The organism is Paenibacillus sp. sgz302114, from assembly GCF_056120345.1.
The window spans coordinates 255688-272292 of the sequence record NZ_JBVYOI010000007.1 but is presented as its reverse complement, the minus strand read 5'-3'; the positions used below and the strand labels follow the sequence as shown (position 1 = coordinate 272292).

At 48.5% G+C, this 16605-nt stretch carries 15 protein-coding genes; 7 read left to right on the top strand and 8 right to left on the bottom strand.

Annotated features, from left to right (window positions below):
• Positions 1-154: 154 nt before the first annotated feature.
• From ppc to glmS, 7 genes are all read left to right on the top strand, one after another.
• On the top strand, positions 155-2962 hold the full coding sequence (gene ppc / locus AC0LWF_RS19245; RefSeq protein ID WP_474653157.1) for a phosphoenolpyruvate carboxylase: 2808 nt from the start codon (positions 155-157) through the stop codon (positions 2960-2962).
• 186 nt (positions 2963-3148) lie between these two features.
• Complete coding sequence (gene sigW / locus AC0LWF_RS19240; protein ID WP_177182770.1) at positions 3149-3715, top strand: RNA polymerase sigma factor SigW; 567 nt, start codon at positions 3149-3151, stop codon at positions 3713-3715.
• Between the two features lie 122 nt (positions 3716-3837).
• Positions 3838-4467 carry a zf-HC2 domain-containing protein gene (locus AC0LWF_RS19235; RefSeq protein ID WP_474653156.1) on the top strand — a complete coding sequence of 210 codons (630 nt, stop codon included), beginning with the start codon at positions 3838-3840 and terminating at the stop codon, positions 4465-4467.
• A 143-nt stretch (positions 4468-4610) separates the two neighbouring features.
• Positions 4611-5450, top strand: a complete 840-nt coding sequence (gene cdaA / locus AC0LWF_RS19230; protein ID WP_474653155.1) for a diadenylate cyclase CdaA — start codon at positions 4611-4613, stop codon at positions 5448-5450.
• On the top strand, positions 5443-6957 hold the full coding sequence (locus AC0LWF_RS19225; protein ID WP_474653154.1) for a CdaR family protein: 1515 nt from the start codon (positions 5443-5445) through the stop codon (positions 6955-6957). Before cdaA ends, AC0LWF_RS19225 begins: the two co-directional genes overlap by 8 nt.
• A 53-nt stretch (positions 6958-7010) precedes the next feature.
• Positions 7011-8357, top strand: coding sequence for a phosphoglucosamine mutase (gene glmM, locus AC0LWF_RS19220; RefSeq protein ID WP_474653153.1), 1347 nt, complete (start codon positions 7011-7013; stop codon positions 8355-8357).
• A 748-nt stretch (positions 8358-9105) separates the two neighbouring features.
• Entirely contained in the window at positions 9106-10938 is a 1833-nt protein-coding gene (gene glmS / locus AC0LWF_RS19215) for a glutamine--fructose-6-phosphate transaminase (isomerizing) (RefSeq protein ID WP_474653152.1), read from the top strand.
• Positions 10939-11151: 213 nt separating this feature from the next.
• On the opposite strand, the gene AC0LWF_RS19210 is transcribed toward glmS, so the two are convergent.
• The 8 genes from AC0LWF_RS19210 to AC0LWF_RS19175 form a co-directional block, all read right to left on the bottom strand.
• A complete protein-coding gene (locus AC0LWF_RS19210; protein ID WP_474653151.1) occupies positions 11152-11415 on the bottom strand; it encodes a metal-sensitive transcriptional regulator in 264 nt (87 codons plus the stop codon).
• 90 nt (positions 11416-11505) lie between these two features.
• Positions 11506-11985: a DsrE/DsrF/DrsH-like family protein gene (locus tag AC0LWF_RS19205; protein WP_474653150.1), complete on the bottom strand. Its 480-nt coding sequence runs from the start codon at positions 11983-11985 to the stop codon at positions 11506-11508.
• 44 nt (positions 11986-12029) lie between these two features.
• A complete protein-coding gene (locus tag AC0LWF_RS19200; protein ID WP_474653149.1) occupies positions 12030-12809 on the bottom strand; it encodes a sulfite exporter TauE/SafE family protein in 780 nt (259 codons plus the stop codon).
• Positions 12810-12838: 29 nt separating this feature from the next.
• Positions 12839-13066, bottom strand: a complete 228-nt coding sequence (locus AC0LWF_RS19195; RefSeq protein WP_474653148.1) for a sulfurtransferase TusA family protein — start codon at positions 13064-13066, stop codon at positions 12839-12841.
• A gap of 30 nt (positions 13067-13096) precedes the next feature.
• Entirely contained in the window at positions 13097-14215 is a 1119-nt protein-coding gene (locus AC0LWF_RS19190; RefSeq protein WP_474653183.1) for an MBL fold metallo-hydrolase, read from the bottom strand.
• A gap of 23 nt (positions 14216-14238) precedes the next feature.
• The gene (locus AC0LWF_RS19185; RefSeq protein WP_474653147.1) at positions 14239-14820 is read right to left on the bottom strand and encodes a sulfurtransferase TusA family protein; all 582 of its coding nucleotides are present in this window, start codon (positions 14818-14820) and stop codon (positions 14239-14241) included.
• A 782-nt stretch (positions 14821-15602) separates the two neighbouring features.
• Positions 15603-16079: a GyrI-like domain-containing protein gene (locus AC0LWF_RS19180; RefSeq protein ID WP_474653146.1), complete on the bottom strand. Its 477-nt coding sequence runs from the start codon at positions 16077-16079 to the stop codon at positions 15603-15605.
• Positions 16080-16090: 11 nt separating this feature from the next.
• On the bottom strand, positions 16091-16570 hold the full coding sequence (locus tag AC0LWF_RS19175; protein WP_474653145.1) for a hypothetical protein: 480 nt from the start codon (positions 16568-16570) through the stop codon (positions 16091-16093).
• Positions 16571-16605 lie beyond the last annotated feature (35 nt).

The window sequence follows — 16605 nt, the reverse complement described above, 5'->3', positions numbered from 1 at the left end:
GCTTCAACCGCATGTCATTTTGTAGTATGATATATAGAGTTATATTCAAATCAGGTTGTATAAATAAACGTTTGAAGAAGAATTCATGCATGTTGAAAACTATGTGCATGCTTTACGAAGTGGCTTTCTTCGCAAAACCTTGAGGAGGATTAGAATGTCGGAACAAGCTGGAACTGTTGCAACTACCAACAGGCCGCAATCCAATAACTTGCTGCGCCGCGATGTGCGTTTCCTTGGTAACATTCTTGGAGATGTACTTGTGCATCAGGGCGGACATGAACTGCTGGAGAATGTTGAAAAAATCCGCGAAATGAGCAAGGCGCTTCGCGCTGAATTTTTGCCGGAGCTGTATGAAGAGTTCAAGCAGGTAATTGATGCATTGAACCCGGAGACGCGCCATCAAGTCATTCGCGCTTTCGCGATTTATTTTCAACTTGTTAATATTGCGGAACAGAATCACCGGATTCGCCGGAAACGTGACTATGAGCGTTCTGCAGGCGAGACTGTACAGCCGGGCTCAATCGAGAGTGCCATCCAAGTTCTAAAGGAAAAAGGCATCTCTGTTGATAACGTTAAAGAAATTATCGGTGACATCTCACTTGAGCTTGTTATGACTGCGCATCCAACGGAAGCAACACGTCGTGCAGTTCTGGACATTCATCAGCGTATTGCATCTGAAATGACCGAGCTCGATAATCCGAACCTGACTTATCGTGAGCGCGAGAAGCTGCGTGAGAAGCTTCTGAACGAAGTGTTGACATTGTGGCAGACAGACGAGCTGCGTGATCGTAAACCAACCGTTATCGATGAAGTGCGTAACGGCATGTACTATTTTGATGAGACGTTGTTTGAAGTGCTTCCTAACGTCTATGAAGAACTGGAGCGCTGCCTGGACAAATACTATCCATCTGAGGATTGGCATGTTCCGACTTACCTTCGTTTCGGCTCCTGGATTGGCGGCGACCGCGACGGCAACCCGTCCGTTACCGCGAAGATTACTTGGGAGACACTGACGCTTCAGCGCGGACTTGCGCTAAAGAAGTATGAGCAGTTGCTCAAGGAAGTCATGGAACAGCTTAGCTTCAGCACGAATATTATTACGGTTTCTGATGAGCTGCTTGAGTCCATCAAGAAAGATCGTGAGACCATTGAGCTGCGCAGTGTAGAGCTGTGGCGCAATGAGAAAGAGCCGTACAAGATCAAGCTTGGTTATATGCTTGAGAAGCTGGCGAACACGTCGGAAGATACGCTGAAGGGCTCTTCGAAGCGTTATAATAGCGCGGATGAGCTCATTGCAGATCTGTATGTGATTGACCGCAGCTTGCGTAACCATTTTGCCGATTATGTTGCAGATACGCATATCCGTAAGTTGGTTCGTCAAGTGGAGCTGTTCGGCTTCCATCTGGCAGCGCTGGATGTTCGTCAACACAGTAAAGAGCATGAGAATGCGATGACTGAAGTACTCGCGAATATGAACATTGTTGAGAACTATGCTGGGCTCTCCGAGGATGAGAAAATTGAGCTGCTTCATTCATTGCTTAAAGATCCGCGTCCTTTGACATCGCCGCATTTTGCATATTCGGATAGCACGCAGGAATGCCTGGATGTTTATCGCACGATCTACCGCGCTCAAGCGGAGTTCGGCGTGAACTGCATCTCCAGCTACCTGATCAGTATGACACAGGGCGCGAGCGACATGCTTGAAGTTATGGTGTTCGCGAAGGAAGTCGGCCTGTTCCGCAAAGAGGCTAATGGCACGGTTCGCTGCACGTTGCAGGCGGTACCGTTGTTTGAAACCATTGATGACCTTCATGCAGCACCTGGCATTATGGAGCAGCTATTCGCACTGCCAATCTACCGTCAATCGGTTGAAGCGCGCGGCAACCTGCATGAGATTATGCTTGGTTACTCGGACAGCAACAAGGACGGCGGCGTTGTAACGGCAAACTGGGAATTGCGTGTAGCGCTTAATGCGATTACAAGCGCAGCTAAGAAGTTCGACGTGAAGCTGAAATTCTTCCACGGTCGTGGCGGTGCACTTGGACGCGGCGGCATGCCGCTGAACCGCAGTATTCTTGCGCAGCCTCCGCACACGGTGGGCGGCGGTATCAAGATTACGGAGCAAGGGGAAGTATTGTCCTCCCGTTACTCGATGAAGGGTATCGCATACCGCAGCTTGGAGCAGGCGACTTGGGCGCTTGTGACAGCATCGCGACTTGCGAAGTATCCTGAGCAGGAAGCTGGAGCAACTGCTGAGTGGGACGAAATTGCAAAAGGCATCTCGGAGACGGCACTGAACAAGTATCAAGATCTGATCTTCCGCGATCCGGACTTCATGACGTTCTTCAAAGAGTCGACGCCTTTGTCCGAAGTAGGCGAATTGAACATCGGTTCCCGTCCTGCAAAACGGAAAGGAAGCGATCGCTTCGAAGATCTGCGTGCGATTCCATGGGTATTCGCTTGGACGCAGAGCCGCTACTTGCTGCCAGCATGGTATGCGGCAGGCACAGCGCTGCAAGAATATGTGGGCGGCGATGTGAACCGTCTGGATACATTGCGTGTCATGTATGCGAAGTTCCCGTTCTTTACGACACTCATCGATACACTGCAGAACGCACTGGCTAAAGCGGATCTGCAGATTGCCAAAGAATATGCAGGGATGATTGCTGATAAAGTAATCCGTGATCGGATCTTTACGCTAATCGAGGTAGAGTATAAGATGACGTCGTCGCTTATTCTGCAAATTACCGGACAAGCGGAGATTCTGGACAATTTACCGGTTATCCAAGAGTCGATCCGATTGCGTAACCCTTACGTGGATCCACTCAGCTACATGCAAGTGCAGCTGCTGAAAGAGCTGCGCGAGAAGCGTGCTAACGGTGAAGCTGACGAGCCGGAGCTGCTGCGTGAAGTGCTGCTTACGATTAACGGCATTGCAGCGGGCCTCAGAAATACCGGTTGATATTGTGTTGAAATGAAATGCCGGACTTAAGGCAGCATTGCTGCTTCGAGTCCGGTTTTTTTGTTTAAATATATGATTGTGCGGAAAAAGTAGTTTTTTGCCATATTGCTCGCATTCCATGTATAATCATGGAGGTAAGATTCGTTTTTTTGTATATATAAAGAGTGGCTGTTTGGAGGAGTAGCGTTGAAATCAGTTGAGGCAAGGTTAGCAAGATTAGCTTTGAAAGGCGATCAGCGGGCTTTTGCCGAGCTTGTTGAGATGTATCAGGACAAGCTTTATCATATGGCTTACCGAATGCTATATAACCGGCAGGAAGCAGAGGACGTTGTTCAGGAAGTGTTCCTGCGGGTATACAAGAACTTGGAGCGCTACGACGACACGATGAAGTTCTCTACTTGGATCTACCGGATCGCCACGAATCTGTGTATTGATCGGCTGCGCAAGCGCAAAGCGGTCTATTCGCTGGATGCGGAATCGTCGGAGCATGAAGGGCTAGACGGCTACGCAATGATTCCTAGCGATAACCGGACACCGGAGAGTGAGCTTCTGCTCTCAGATACGCAGCGGATCATTCATCAAGCGATTGAGACATTGCCAGCGAAATATAAATCCGTTATGGTGCTGCGGTACTTAGAGGAACTGTCGCTGCAAGAAATCGGCGACGTGCTGGGGATGCCGGTAACGACAGTGAAGACGCGTGTGCATAGAGGCCGGGAGTTCCTTCGCAAGAAGCTAGAGCATAAGCTGTAACAGATGGGCGAGAGCGGAAGTTTTATTTTGACAGTCGAGGCATCTTAAAAAAATGAAACATCTCGGCCGGCGAAACGTAACGTATACTACTGTAGATTATAATGATGAAAGGATTGGCTGCTATGAATTGCAACGTCGCCATCATGCAGATGCATGATTATTTAGATGATGAGCTGTCTCGAGAAGAGCAAGCTGAATTGAAGCTTCATATAGATTCCTGCGTGGCATGCCGCACAAGGCTGGAGCAGCTCGAACGGACCGAGGCGCTCACCGAATCCATGATGGATAAGCGGCGTACAGTCTTGACGAGTGAGCAATCCTCCGCTCTTAAAGCACGCATAATGGACACGGTTCCATTCAAGCGGCGGCGCCGAGCTGGATTCGCAAGCTGGGTGCGCAGTCATCCGGGACTCTCGGTTGCAGCGGTATTCGTATTCGTCATGTTCTCAAGCTTCCTCGCCATGTGGCAGCAGGATAGCGAGCTAACGGTAAGCGGTTCGGATCTTGCACAAGTCGTCATTAATGGCGATACTGTGACTGTGCCTGAAGGCGCTCACTTAAAAGGTGACTTGGTCGTTGAGAATGGCAAAGCGAATGTTTACGGAGAAGTGGATGGGGATGTAACGGTCATCTCAGGTTCGCTGTATCAAGCGTCGACTGCCCATATTTCCGGAGAAGTGAAGCAGATTGACCAGGCGCTGGACTGGTTTTGGTACAAAGTGTCACATTCCATCAGCAGTTTGGCGTACTAGTTTGCATTGCTAACCTCCTACTAAGGAGGTTTTTTTGTGAGAAAAAAAGGAGTTAGAGCACCATTTCTAGAAAAGAATAAGGTTAGAAATAAGGGTAATGGATTAATGATACCTAGACAGATGTGTTTGGGGGTAGATGATGGATGAACTATTTTGCAGATCTGACCTGGAAAGGCTGGATCAAGGATCTAATTGATATCTCGATCGTAAGTTATATTATCTATAAACTCATCTTGCTCGTTCGCGGAACCCGGGCGGTGCAGCTGCTCAAGGGAATTATCGTGCTCGTCGCGACATGGGCGCTTAGCACATGGTTTGACCTGTATACGTTAAAGTGGCTCATGAATCAGATGTTCACCTTCGGGGTCGTGACGATTCTGATTATTTTTCAGCCGGAGCTTCGCAGGGCGCTGGAGCAGCTTGGACGAGGCAGCTTGTTCAGCCGTTCTTCCGTAGTAGAGCGGGACACTAGCGACCGCATTAATGAAATCATTAAATCGATTAATTATATGGCCAAGCGCAAAATCGGCGCATTAATCGTGTTTGAACGGAGTACAGGGCTATCCGATTATATTGAGTCCGGCATTCAGATGGAGTCGATTGTCAGCTCAGAGCTGCTCATTAATATTTTTATCCCGAATACGCCGCTTCATGATGGTGCCGTTATTATTAGAGGCAATCAGATTATGGCTGCGGGCTGTTACTTGCCGCTCTCGGAAAACCCGTTCATCAGTAAGGAGCTCGGGACGAGGCACCGCGCCGCAATCGGGGTTACGGAGGTGTGCGATGCCATCTCGGTTATCGTGTCAGAAGAGACGGGACAAGTCTCACTCGCTGTCGGCGGCATGATCGTTCGCGACATTAAAGAGGAGTCGCTCATCTCGAAGCTGTTCGAGGAGCTTAATCCGAACTCAAAGTCGCGTGAACGCGAGCGCAATAAGACGCCTTTCTGGAAGCGTAAGGGGGGCAATCAGCATGGATAAGTGGCTCAGCCATCCGACTGCAATCAAAATTATCTCGCTGATGATCGGGATTTTGATGTGGGCTGTCGTTCATTTTGACTCGGAGAAATCGCCGAATACGGTTGCGAACTTGACGGAATCGCGTGAAATTGATGCGGTTCAAGTAAAGCCGATCGGCATGGATGATAAAAACTTCGCGCTGCGCCTGCTGGACCCGGGCGAGGTGCATTTGACAGTAAGCGGATCGCGGTCCGACTTCCTCATTGCGGAACGCAACAATGATTATCAGGTTACTGTTGATCTCAGCCAGGCGACAGAAGGCCGGAAGGTGCTGCCGCTTAAAGTGAATTTGCCTCGAGGGCTTGAGCTTATTGAAGTGAGGCCAAGCAACGTCACGGTCGTTCTGGAACGGCTGCTTACGAAAGAGTATGATGTGACGATACATACCGAGGGCAAGCCAGGCAAGGGGTATAAGACCGGGCAGCCGGTCGTGAAGCCGAATCGTGTGCATGTCACACTGCCAAAGGATCAGATGGACCTTGTCGCCTCCGTCGGGGGCACAATCTCGGTAGAGGGCGATGAGGAGACTGTCGCTGATAAGAAAATGAAGCTTGCCGCGTACGATCAGGACGGCAATGAGCTGACAGATGCGGTTATAAGCCCAGGCGTGGTAGAGGTAGAAGTGCCGATCACGAAGCCGTTTAAGAAGCTGCCATTGCAGGTTGGCTTCACCGGGGAGCTGCCAGAGGGTCTCGCAATTGCATCCTTCAAGCAGAGTGTAGATCAGATCACAGTGTATGGACCGCAGGATGTGCTCGATACGTATGAGTACTATGACGGCATTACAATTGACTTGTCGAAATTGAAGCAATCGGGTACGATGGAGCTCGATGTGGTGCCAACCGGCGATATTGCTTCGGTTGACCCGGTTAAAGTGACATTCGAGTATACGATCGTGCCTGTGGAGTCCCGAGTTATGTCGAGCTTGCCAGTTACGCTCATCGGGCTCTCGGACGGATTGAAAGCCAATATTTCGCTGCCTGCGACCGGCACGGTGGATGCGATTGTACGCGGTGCGCCAGATACGCTGGCTGCGCTTGGCGTCAAGGATGTGCAGCTCATTGCCGACTTGAGCGGGCTAGGCCCAGGCAGCCATGTTGTGCCGCTTGAGATGCATCTGCCGCGATTCGTGGACCAGGCGCCGAATGCGTCGCTGAGCATCACGGTGGATATTACGGATGGCTCGACGGCTTCCGTGACGCCATCCGATGCGTTGCCGACTGACGGACAGCCGAGTAATGGCAGCAGTAGTAATGATAATGCGACTGCTCCTGATGGCACAGGCAATGCGGCTGACGGTGGAAGCGGGAAGACAAGCGGAGACAGCGCTGGTGGTACTGGTACGGGCAATGGGACGGCGACGGAGAAACCGGCTGCCGGGAATGACGCTGCTTCAGGCAGTGGAAACGCGCAGAATAGCCCAAGCGGGGCCAGCAGCTCGAATAAGAACAATGAAGCGCAAGAATAGCCGAAAAGCGGCACTTGAACTTACTACAAATAGATAAAAGGGGAATATGCATAATGGGTAAATATTTCGGTACTGATGGTGTGCGGGGCGTCGCGAATCGCGAACTGACTCCTGAACTAGCATATAAAATTGGCCGCTGCGGCGGATATGTACTTGCTGGACAGGCGGAGCGTCCGAAGGTTGTAATTGGTCTTGATACGCGTATTTCCGGTCCGATGCTGGAAGCTTCGCTCATTGCGGGCTTGCTGTCGATCGGAGCAAGCGTTGTGCGCATTGGCGTTGTATCGACGCCGGCAGTCGCTTATTTGACGCGTGAGCTTGGCGCAGATGCAGGCGTTATGATCTCGGCTTCGCATAACCCGGTCGAAGATAACGGCATTAAGTTTTTTGGCGGCGACGGCTTTAAGCTGTCTGACGATACAGAGCTTGAAATCGAGCGCTTGATGGATGCCGAGGTAGATGAGCTGCCTCGCCCGGAAGGCGGCGATATCGGTACGGTAACGGTAGATGAAACGGCGAAGCGCAAGTTCATCGATTTCTTGAAAACAACGGTTAATCAGAGCTTTGCAGGTCTGAAGATCGTCCTTGATTGCGCGAACGGTTCGGCCCATGAAATTGCGCCAACGGTATTCCGCGAGCTTGGTGCGGAAGTCATCACGGTAGGCGCTGAGCCGAACGGACTCAACATTAATGATGGCGTCGGTTCCACGCATCCGGAATATCTTCGCGAGGAAGTGCTGAAGCACGGCGCTGACTTCGGCTTGTCCTTTGACGGCGACGCTGACCGTCTCATCGCGATTGATGAGAAGGGCGAAGAGGTAGATGGCGACTTCATTCTGTGCATCTGCGGCGACGCGATGAAGCGGGCTGGCACGCTTAAGAACGATACGGTCGTAACGACAGTAATGAGCAACATCGGCTTCTTCAAAGCAGCACAGAAGATTGGACTGAGCACGGCTCAAACGGCGGTTGGCGATCGTTACGTCATGGAAGAAATGCGCCGCGGCGGCTTTAATCTTGGTGGCGAGCAGTCCGGCCATGTGATCTTCCTCGACTACAATACAACTGGCGACGGCATCCTGACAGCGCTGCAGCTGACGAATACGCTAGTTGCTTCCGGGAAGAAGCTGAGCGAGCAGAAGTCGCTTATGCGTAAATTCCCGCAGGTGCTCATTAACGTGCGCGTAGCGGACAAGAGCACGTATAAGGACAACGCAGCGATTGCAGCTGCGATTGCAGAGGTTGAGCAGGAGCTTGGCGATAACGGTCGCGTGCTCGTTCGTCCATCCGGTACGGAGTCTTTGATTCGCGTCATGGCGGAAGGGCCGGATAAAGAGCAGGTTGAAGCGTATGTGAACCGGATCGTCGATACGGTTCGTGCCGAGCTTGGTGCAGAATAGTATCAGTTTATGGGAAATGGCTCCGGCCAATTAGAGTATGCAGTCAATCCTGAATGTGCAGCAATCGCGGCATTCAGGATTGTTTTTTGTGCGTGGTAAGGTGCAAAAATGCGACAAACTTCGCGTGTTTTTGAAAACGATTGCGGAAATTATTTGTTGCACCTTCGCATAAAAATGAATATAGTAGGATAGTACATTTAGGAATGGAAAGCGAGGGTCGATGTTAATTTTCACTAAAGCGCCAGAGCTTGCACGGATTCTTACAGCTGCTGTGATTTGTCCATAATGGAAATGGACGCACGGCGTATAACCGGCTGTATCAATCGGCAAGCTGACGAGGTGGAGGTGTTCGGAATGTTCGGCGGGGACCTCCCGGTATTGCATTTGACCGTAAGCCGATACTCAAATAGACTGGGCGACTGGTCTGACAAAAGGTCGGTAGAATGCTCTATAGCTACATTGGATGCGCGCGCGGCAACGGAGGCCGTGATGTGCGTTATGGTTCAAAGCAGACGTATAGTGCTGCTTTTATTGTGTTGTTCTCGAATGAAAGAATTATTTTCCCATTTGCATACAGGGTGTGCGCTTTCTTTGTTATTGTCTTTTTCTGTATGAACTTATTCATTATTCAAATTCAACCCTTGGCAGGACGGAGCCGGCGACTAGGCGGCCTTGCGCCGCCATGCATAGTTATCGAGGCATCCGACTGATGCGAGGGTAATATACCCAAATTCGGAGGTCTATTCATATGTGTGGAATTGTAGGATATATCGGTAAACGGGATTCGCAGGATATTTTGATCGAAGGCTTGAAGAAGCTGGAGTACCGCGGTTATGACTCCGCAGGTATTGCTGTATTTACGAAGAACGGATTGGAAGTACGCAAGTCGATCGGTCGTCTTGCAAACCTGGAGGAGAAGCTGGATGGACAGCCGCTTGAAGGGTCTGTTGGTATCGGTCATACGCGTTGGGCGACACATGGTAAACCGTCTGACGTCAACTCTCACCCGCATACGGATAACTCGCATAAGTTCTCTGTTGTGCATAACGGCATTATCGAGAACTACCTGGATCTGAAAGATGAACTGATCGAGAAAGGCGCGAAGTTCGTATCGGAAACAGATACGGAAGTCATTTCCCACCTGATCGCAGAAGAGTACGATGGCGATATCGTCAAAGCGGTTCAACGTGCTGTGAAGCGTATGCGCGGTGCATATGCCCTTGGCGTATTGACGGAGTTTGAACCGGATCGTCTCGTTGCAGTTCGTTTTGCAAGCCCGCTCGTTATCGGCGTAGGCGAAGGCGAGAACTTCATCGGCTCGGACATTCCGGCAATTCTGGAGCACACGCGTGATGTGTACATCCTGAATGACGGCGAGATGGCGATTCTGACGAAGAACGCTGTCGAATTGATGACGATCGAAGGCGAATTTATTTCCAAGGAAATATTCCGTGTCGATTGGGATCTTGTAACAGCTGAAAAAGCAGGCTTCGACCACTTCATGTTGAAAGAGATTTATGAGCAACCTAAAGCATACCGCGACACGATGATGGGCCGTATTTCGGATGATGGCCGCTCGGTTGTATTGAATGAAATCGGCATGACTGCAGAGCAAATCCGCGGCATCCGCAAAATCCAAATCGTTGCATGCGGTACGGCAATGCACGCTGGTTTGGTAGGTAAAACCGTAATTGAGAGCCTGGCTCGCATTCCGGTGGAGACGGACGTTGCTTCCGAGTACCGTTACCGCTCGCCGATCATTACGCCAGATACGCTCGTTATCGTTGTCAGCCAATCCGGTGAGACAGCGGATACGCTTGCAGCACTGCGTGAAGCAAAGCGTAACGGCGCACGCGTCATGGCAATCACGAACGTGGTAGGCAGTTCGGTAGCCCGTGAAGCGGATGATGTGATCATCACGCAAGCAGGTCCAGAGATTGCGGTAGCTTCGACGAAAGCTTACACGTCGCAGTTGATTGCGTTCTACCTGTTCGGCCTGTTCCTTGCCGATACACTTGGCACACGCGATGCGGATGCAATCGCAGAAGTGGTTGCAGCAATGCACGAGCTTCCTGAGAAAGTGGAGCGCATCCTTGAGGAAGCAGCAGTGCTGAAGACGCTCGCTGAATCGCTTGCGAAGCATAACAACCTGTTCTTCATCGGCCGCGGCGTTGACTTTGCAGTCGTGCAAGAGGGCTCGCTGAAGCTGAAGGAAATTTCGTACATTCACTCCGAGGCATATGCAGCAGGCGAACTGAAGCACGGTACGCTAGCGCTGATCGAGGAAGGTATTCCTGTCGTCTCGCTCATCACCCAAGAGGATCTGTATGAGAAGACGCTTAGCAACATTAAAGAAGTGAAGGCACGCGGCGCGCATGTACTTGGCGTTGTGAACGAGGGCTTGGAAGAGGAAGTCGGCAAGTCCGTCGACGAGCTGTTCGCGATTCCGAAGACGCTGCCGTTGCTTTCCCCAGCATTGTCGGTCGTACCACTTCAGCTGATCGCATACTATGCGTCGCTGGCTCGTGGCAATGATGTTGATAAGCCGAGGAACTTGGCGAAGTCGGTAACTGTAGAATAGTAATCAGTTGGAATATTTTTGGGAACCTCTAGCCCGTTGAAACTGGTAGCCCTTCTGCTTACGATTCCGGGTGGCTAACGCTTTGGATTGCAATCCTGTCGGACATGGGAGCAACGATATTTGTAACGCTTGTTTGCTTAACAGTGTTGATACAAAAGAAAAAATGAACTTAAAAACCGGACCATGCCAACTAATCGCATGGTCCGTTTTTTTTTACTTACTTTTTATCAAAAGCTCGATTGCTTCAGCGACTACCTTACTTGTATCATTACCAGCTTCTTTTTCTTCGAGAATACACTGCTCAAGGTTTTTGGCAACGATGTGTGCGATAGCTTTATCGGCTGCACTTCGAATGGCTGAAATTTGAGCAACTACTTCTTTGCAGTGCTTTTCCTCTTCCATCATATTGAGAACGCCGCGAACTTGACCTTCAAGTCGCTTCATGCGCTTTTTTATATCGTCATCGTATTGTATCATAGGTAACCCTCCTTATACCCAAACCGGTATACGTATTATTATGTCCCATATCCCGATTCATAACAATACCAAGTGGGTGAATGGGTAGCATTAAATGAACAAGTTCACTTTAGCATCAGTAGCATCTCCCAGATAAGCTCCTACACCTGCATAATCGATTCCATCAAGAAGCTCTTCTTTCTGCAGCCCGAGCAAATCCATCGTCATCGTGCAGGCGACGAGTTTTACACCTTGTTCTTGTGCCAGTTCAATGAGCTGGGGAAGAGTCAGGACATTATGTTTTTTCATGACGTGCTTGATCATTTTAGGACCCATTCCTCCGAAATTCATTTTTGAAAGCCCCATTTTATTTACGCCACGAGGCATCATTTTTCCGAACATTCTTTCCAAAAATCCTTTTTTGGTAGGTACTAGCTCATCTTTACGTAGGGCATTCAGCCCCCAGAAGGTAAAGAATATCGTCACTTCATGGTCATAAGCGGCTGCTCCGTTTGCAATTATGAAAGCGGCGATTGCTTTATCCATATCACCGCTAAATAATACAATCGTCGACTTTTCTTTAACAGACATTTCATTCGCTCCTTATATACCTATACCGGTAGGGGTATTATTAGTTACAAAAAAATATTGAACCAAATCTTAACGACTGTGATGCAGATCAGCAAGGACAAAACCAACTGCAACGTCTTCGTTTGAAGCCTTTTACTAATGATTGCTCCCAAAGGAGACGCAAATGTACTTGCAATAACAATCACGATAGCTGGAACAAGAAGCATATGTCCGCCCATCAGCTTGCCCGCTGTAGATCCGATAGACGATATGAATGTAATCGCGAGAGACGAAGCGATCGCAATGCGTGTTGGGATCTTGAGTATGACTAGCATTACAGGGACGGTAATAAACGCCCCGGCTGCGCCAACAATGCCGGACGCAATTCCAATGATGAGGGCAAATGAAGCAGCGAGTTTCTTATTAAAAACCAGATCGTGCGATTCAATCAGTTCAACATTCTTTTTCGGCAAAAACATCATAACAGCTGCTATCGTAGCCAGTATGCCGTATACGGTACTAATCATGGCATCAGGTACAAAATTTGATCCATAACCTCCGATGAAGCTTCCGACAATAATTGCTGATCCCATATTAATGACTAGCGTCTTATTAATCAAACCGCTTTTCTTGTATACAAAGATGCCAGATAGCGTAGCGGAAAAGACCTGAATAGCTGTAATTGCGGAAACCTCTTGCAAGCTAAATCCATCGAACCCAAGGGCAGGCGGTACGTACAGCAGTAAAGGGAAATTAATAATCGCTCCACCGATTCCCACCATTCCTGAAATGAGCGAACCGGCTATTCCAATTGCAAATAAAACGATAATGAAAGACACGTCCATATCAATACCTCCGATTCAAAACGGTATTCTTAGCCTTTTTGAATCATGAAAATAAATACACCATTTTCTTCTTTGCTTTCAATAAGCATATGACCAGTTGATTTAGTCCAAGCAGCTAAATCAGGTTTGGAGCCTTTATCGGTGGCTAGTACCTGCAGCACTTCTCCGGTAACGAGTTCGTCCATTGCTTTTTTTGTTCTCACAATTGGCATCGGGCAAGCCAGCCCCTTGGCATCGACAACCTTTTTAATAATCATTTATACTTCGCCTCCAAATTGGTTTTCAAGTTAGCCGTGAACAGCGCAGCGGTTCGGACCCATTTCCATTTCCCTTTTCTCATCTTCTGCTGGGCTTAATAGCCCCATGTTGACTAGGCGGATTTCTTGGTAAGCATTGGGCTGCGGTGGAAGATTGATGGATACCAACTCCCGGAACGTTATTTCGTTTGCTACGTTAAGTCCTGCATTGCGCTTGAACAAGTCGCCCAGTCGTGCGGAGATGCTTCCATCTTCATTAAGTTCGGATACACTCGCAAAATGAGCAGGGAGGACGACTAAATCTTCATCGAGTTCTCTATAAGTGCTGTACAGGGTATTTCGAAGATCACCAACCCAATCATCAGCTTTCCCTGCAAGATCGGGGCGACCAATAGACTCGACAAACAATATGTCGCCTGTAAGCAGGTACTTATTATCAACGAGAAGCGTCGTGCTACCGATGGTGTGACCAGGTGAGTAAATAGGTGCGACTTTCACAGTTGTCCCGCCGAAAGTAAGTTCGTTCCCTTCTTCAAGGGCATGATAATCAAACGTTACCTCTTCGGCATCCTTTGGAGGGAGCCAGTAAGACCCGTTAACCTTAAGAGCCAGTTCACGGCCACCCGAAATATGATCGGCGTGTAGATGGGTATCGACAAGGTATTTGATTGTAATGTCGTTGCGGAGTGAAAATTCTTCATAAGCACTCACCGTGCGCGCTGTATCAACGATCAGTGCTTCATTTTCAGAAATAATCATGTAGGATAAACAACCTTTGCCCATTCGCACAAATTGATATATTTCGCCTCCGTTTTGAAGATCACCGACTTTAATGGGTTCAAGATGCTCACTCCATGCTTTCATGCCTCCCACAAGATAGGAGACATTTTTTAAGCCGGCTTCAAGCAGCTGTTCCGCAACGAAAATCGAAGAGCCTTCTTTCGCACAAACGACAATAACGGGCTTATCATCAGGTATTTGACTAAAAATGCTTTCGACGCCATCAAGCAAATCGAAATAAGGAGTGTTGAAGATTTCAACTTGACGTCCTTCGATTTTCCACGATGCAAAATCATCTTCATTACGAACATCTAATATAAATAAAGGCTTATCTTCGATAATGTGACTGGCTAAGTGAGCGGCGGTCATGGGATTAACTTTTGTCATCTAAATCACTCCTCACTTTCGATGGGACCTGTCCACTCAGACATACCCGGAATAATATTCGTTACTTTTGTAAATCCTAACCCTGTTAGAGCTTGAGCAGCCATATCGCTTCGGTTCCCCGTGCGGCAAATTACATAAATATGCTTACTAGGGTCGAGCTCAGACGCGCGTTCTGCCAAAGTACCAAATGGGATGGAGATTGCTCCCGGGACATGACCGAATGCATATTCAGCCGGCTCACGCACATCGATTATAATGGCACGCTCTAACAAATGGGGCTGCTTCAAATGATGTTGAAGGTCATCGTTAATTAACCTAATAGGATATTGTTGCTCCGGCTTAACGTCGACGGGGCTCGCTTTCCTCAAATAATGATGAATGACATTTCCATTGATTTTATTTCCCAAGTAAGCATGACCTGTTCTGACTGCCCAACTTTGAATGTCGGCGATGGATCCTGAGTCCGTGGCTTGGACTTCCAAAACAAGACCAGATTCAATCTCATCCATTGCTTTTTTCGTTTTTACGATTGGCATAGGACATGCTAGTCCTTTGGCGTCCAAGATGCTATCTACCTGAATCGTCATTAATATTCGTCTCCTTCCATATACCCCGTGGGGTATGTTTGATTATGGACTCAATATACCCCACGGGGTATCATGAAGTAAACTGGGAATATTAAGCAGCCGACTGGTTGAAATTTGCGGAGGCGAAAAATGGGGCGATCCTAGTCTTCACTGGAGCAGCAATTGCAGCGATCATGAGCTTTTTAGGTTCGTCAAAAGGTATCGGCATCGATTAAGGTAAGATGCTTGTAACAAAGACAGGTATCATTAAAAATGGAGCGGAGAATACCCCAAATAAATGGCTCGTTTGGCTCGGGCGACCGGCGAATATTGCTTCAAAACTGACGGATGTTGCTAATAAAACCTCAATCGAATCAAGAATAATTGTGACAGAAGGATACCAGTCCGCCGATCTTAATGACGAAGGCTGTGTACGATGGGTTCAACAAAGTAAATCCAGAGCGCAGTGAGATTAAGGAGAACTATTTTAAGCGACAATCCTCAATTTCCATTTCGGGTTACATAGATGTTATCTACGGCGGAGATGTGCACTTTACCGTGTTCCAAAAATAACGGAGCCGGGCAACTGAAGCTCGACTCCGTTTTATGACATCTTAAGGTATAGAATTAATGGTTTATGCCATTAGCAGGTATACAAAGTGTCAAATGGTTGTTATATTATCGCGTAAATAAGGCACTTTTATGTCATTTGCAGGTATAACTCACACATCGTTAAGTCAAATAAAACATCAAATTGTTGGATGGCAAAAGAGCAGAAGAAATTTCTTCTGCTCTTTTCTTTGTTATTTTTTAACCACCGGCACCCAAAACTCTCCGTAGAAAGTGCCGTCGCCGTTATCTTTGCGGTAAGTCGCATTTGGGCCGCCGATGTATGCATAATCGGTGACTTGGGCCAAGACTTCGCCAAAAGCGCGATAAGTGAGCTGATCAAACAACGTTTCCTTGTCGCCATTTCCCGCGACTACAATGTACTCGCTGTCTGGAAACTCGATGATGCGCGTTGCGTCAGCGACTGATTTTCTTGCTTCTACCGCGAAATAATTCCACGGTTTGCCTTGATAAACCTCATTGACTGACCATTCGCGATCGTCTTTGGCAGCGTCTTTGAGTTTAATAAAACGCCCGTCAGCCTTGAGTCTACCCCAAAATTCCGCTTTTTCCTTTTGCATAGCTGGCATGTCTTGAAAATTTGACTGGATTGAAAAGCCATAAGCGGTCAATGTGAATGATTTTTTGTGTTCAAGCGTGTATTCTGCCATGTGAGACTCCTTTAGCCTTCGACTTTTTTTACACGAAGCCACATTTCGCCGTAGAATTCACCGTTCTCCTCTGCTTTGACGAACGTTGAGTTACCAGGGCCAACGTACTTGTAATCTGTGATTCCTTCCAACAAGCCGCCGAAAACTTTGCCTGTGATTTCGTCAGCAAGGCGGTCTTTGTCAGCGCCTGTGCCAGGCACGACGAGGTAGTCGCCAGCGAGGAACTCGAGGACGACAGCGCCTTCCACGTCGAACTCACCCATCACGCCGAAGCCGCGCCAAGCCTTGCGGTCGATGGCATAGTTGATTTGATATTCTTGCCCGTCAGCGAGCGCGAGAAGTTCATCAAGCTTGCCGTTTTCAGTGATTTCGGCTTTTTTCGCTGCTGTTTTTGCCGCATTGCCTGCCCAGTCGTTATAGTCTTCAAGTGTAACACCGAAAGCAGTCATTTTGTAGTTTTCTGATATTGTTTTGATGGAGTAATTAGACATTTTATTCTCTCCTTAGTGAGCTTTATTCTTTACAA

Excerpts from the sequence above, each read along its gene's own strand:
- ppc (WP_474653157.1), top strand. The coding sequence starts at position 155 with ATGTCGGAACAAGCTGGAACTGTTGCAACTACCAACAGGCCGCAATCC.
- AC0LWF_RS19235 (WP_474653156.1), top strand. The coding sequence starts at position 3,838 with ATGAATTGCAACGTCGCCATCATGCAGATGCATGATTATTTAGATGAT.
- cdaA (WP_474653155.1), top strand. The coding sequence starts at position 4,611 with ATGAACTATTTTGCAGATCTGACCTGGAAAGGCTGGATCAAGGATCTA.
- AC0LWF_RS19225 (WP_474653154.1), top strand. The coding sequence starts at position 5,443 with ATGGATAAGTGGCTCAGCCATCCGACTGCAATCAAAATTATCTCGCTG.
- glmM (WP_474653153.1), top strand. The coding sequence starts at position 7,011 with ATGGGTAAATATTTCGGTACTGATGGTGTGCGGGGCGTCGCGAATCGC.
- glmS (WP_474653152.1), top strand. The coding sequence starts at position 9,106 with ATGTGTGGAATTGTAGGATATATCGGTAAACGGGATTCGCAGGATATT.
- AC0LWF_RS19210 (WP_474653151.1), bottom strand. The coding sequence starts at position 11,415 with ATGATACAATACGATGACGATATAAAAAAGCGCATGAAGCGACTTGAA.
- AC0LWF_RS19205 (WP_474653150.1), bottom strand. The coding sequence starts at position 11,985 with ATGTCTGTTAAAGAAAAGTCGACGATTGTATTATTTAGCGGTGATATG.
- AC0LWF_RS19200 (WP_474653149.1), bottom strand. The coding sequence starts at position 12,809 with ATGGACGTGTCTTTCATTATCGTTTTATTTGCAATTGGAATAGCCGGT.
- AC0LWF_RS19195 (WP_474653148.1), bottom strand. The coding sequence starts at position 13,066 with ATGATTATTAAAAAGGTTGTCGATGCCAAGGGGCTGGCTTGCCCGATG.
- AC0LWF_RS19190 (WP_474653183.1), bottom strand. The coding sequence starts at position 14,215 with ATGACCGCCGCTCACTTAGCCAGTCACATTATCGAAGATAAGCCTTTA.
- AC0LWF_RS19185 (WP_474653147.1), bottom strand. The coding sequence starts at position 14,820 with ATGACGATTCAGGTAGATAGCATCTTGGACGCCAAAGGACTAGCATGT.
- AC0LWF_RS19180 (WP_474653146.1), bottom strand. The coding sequence starts at position 16,079 with ATGGCAGAATACACGCTTGAACACAAAAAATCATTCACATTGACCGCT.
- AC0LWF_RS19175 (WP_474653145.1), bottom strand. The coding sequence starts at position 16,570 with ATGTCTAATTACTCCATCAAAACAATATCAGAAAACTACAAAATGACT.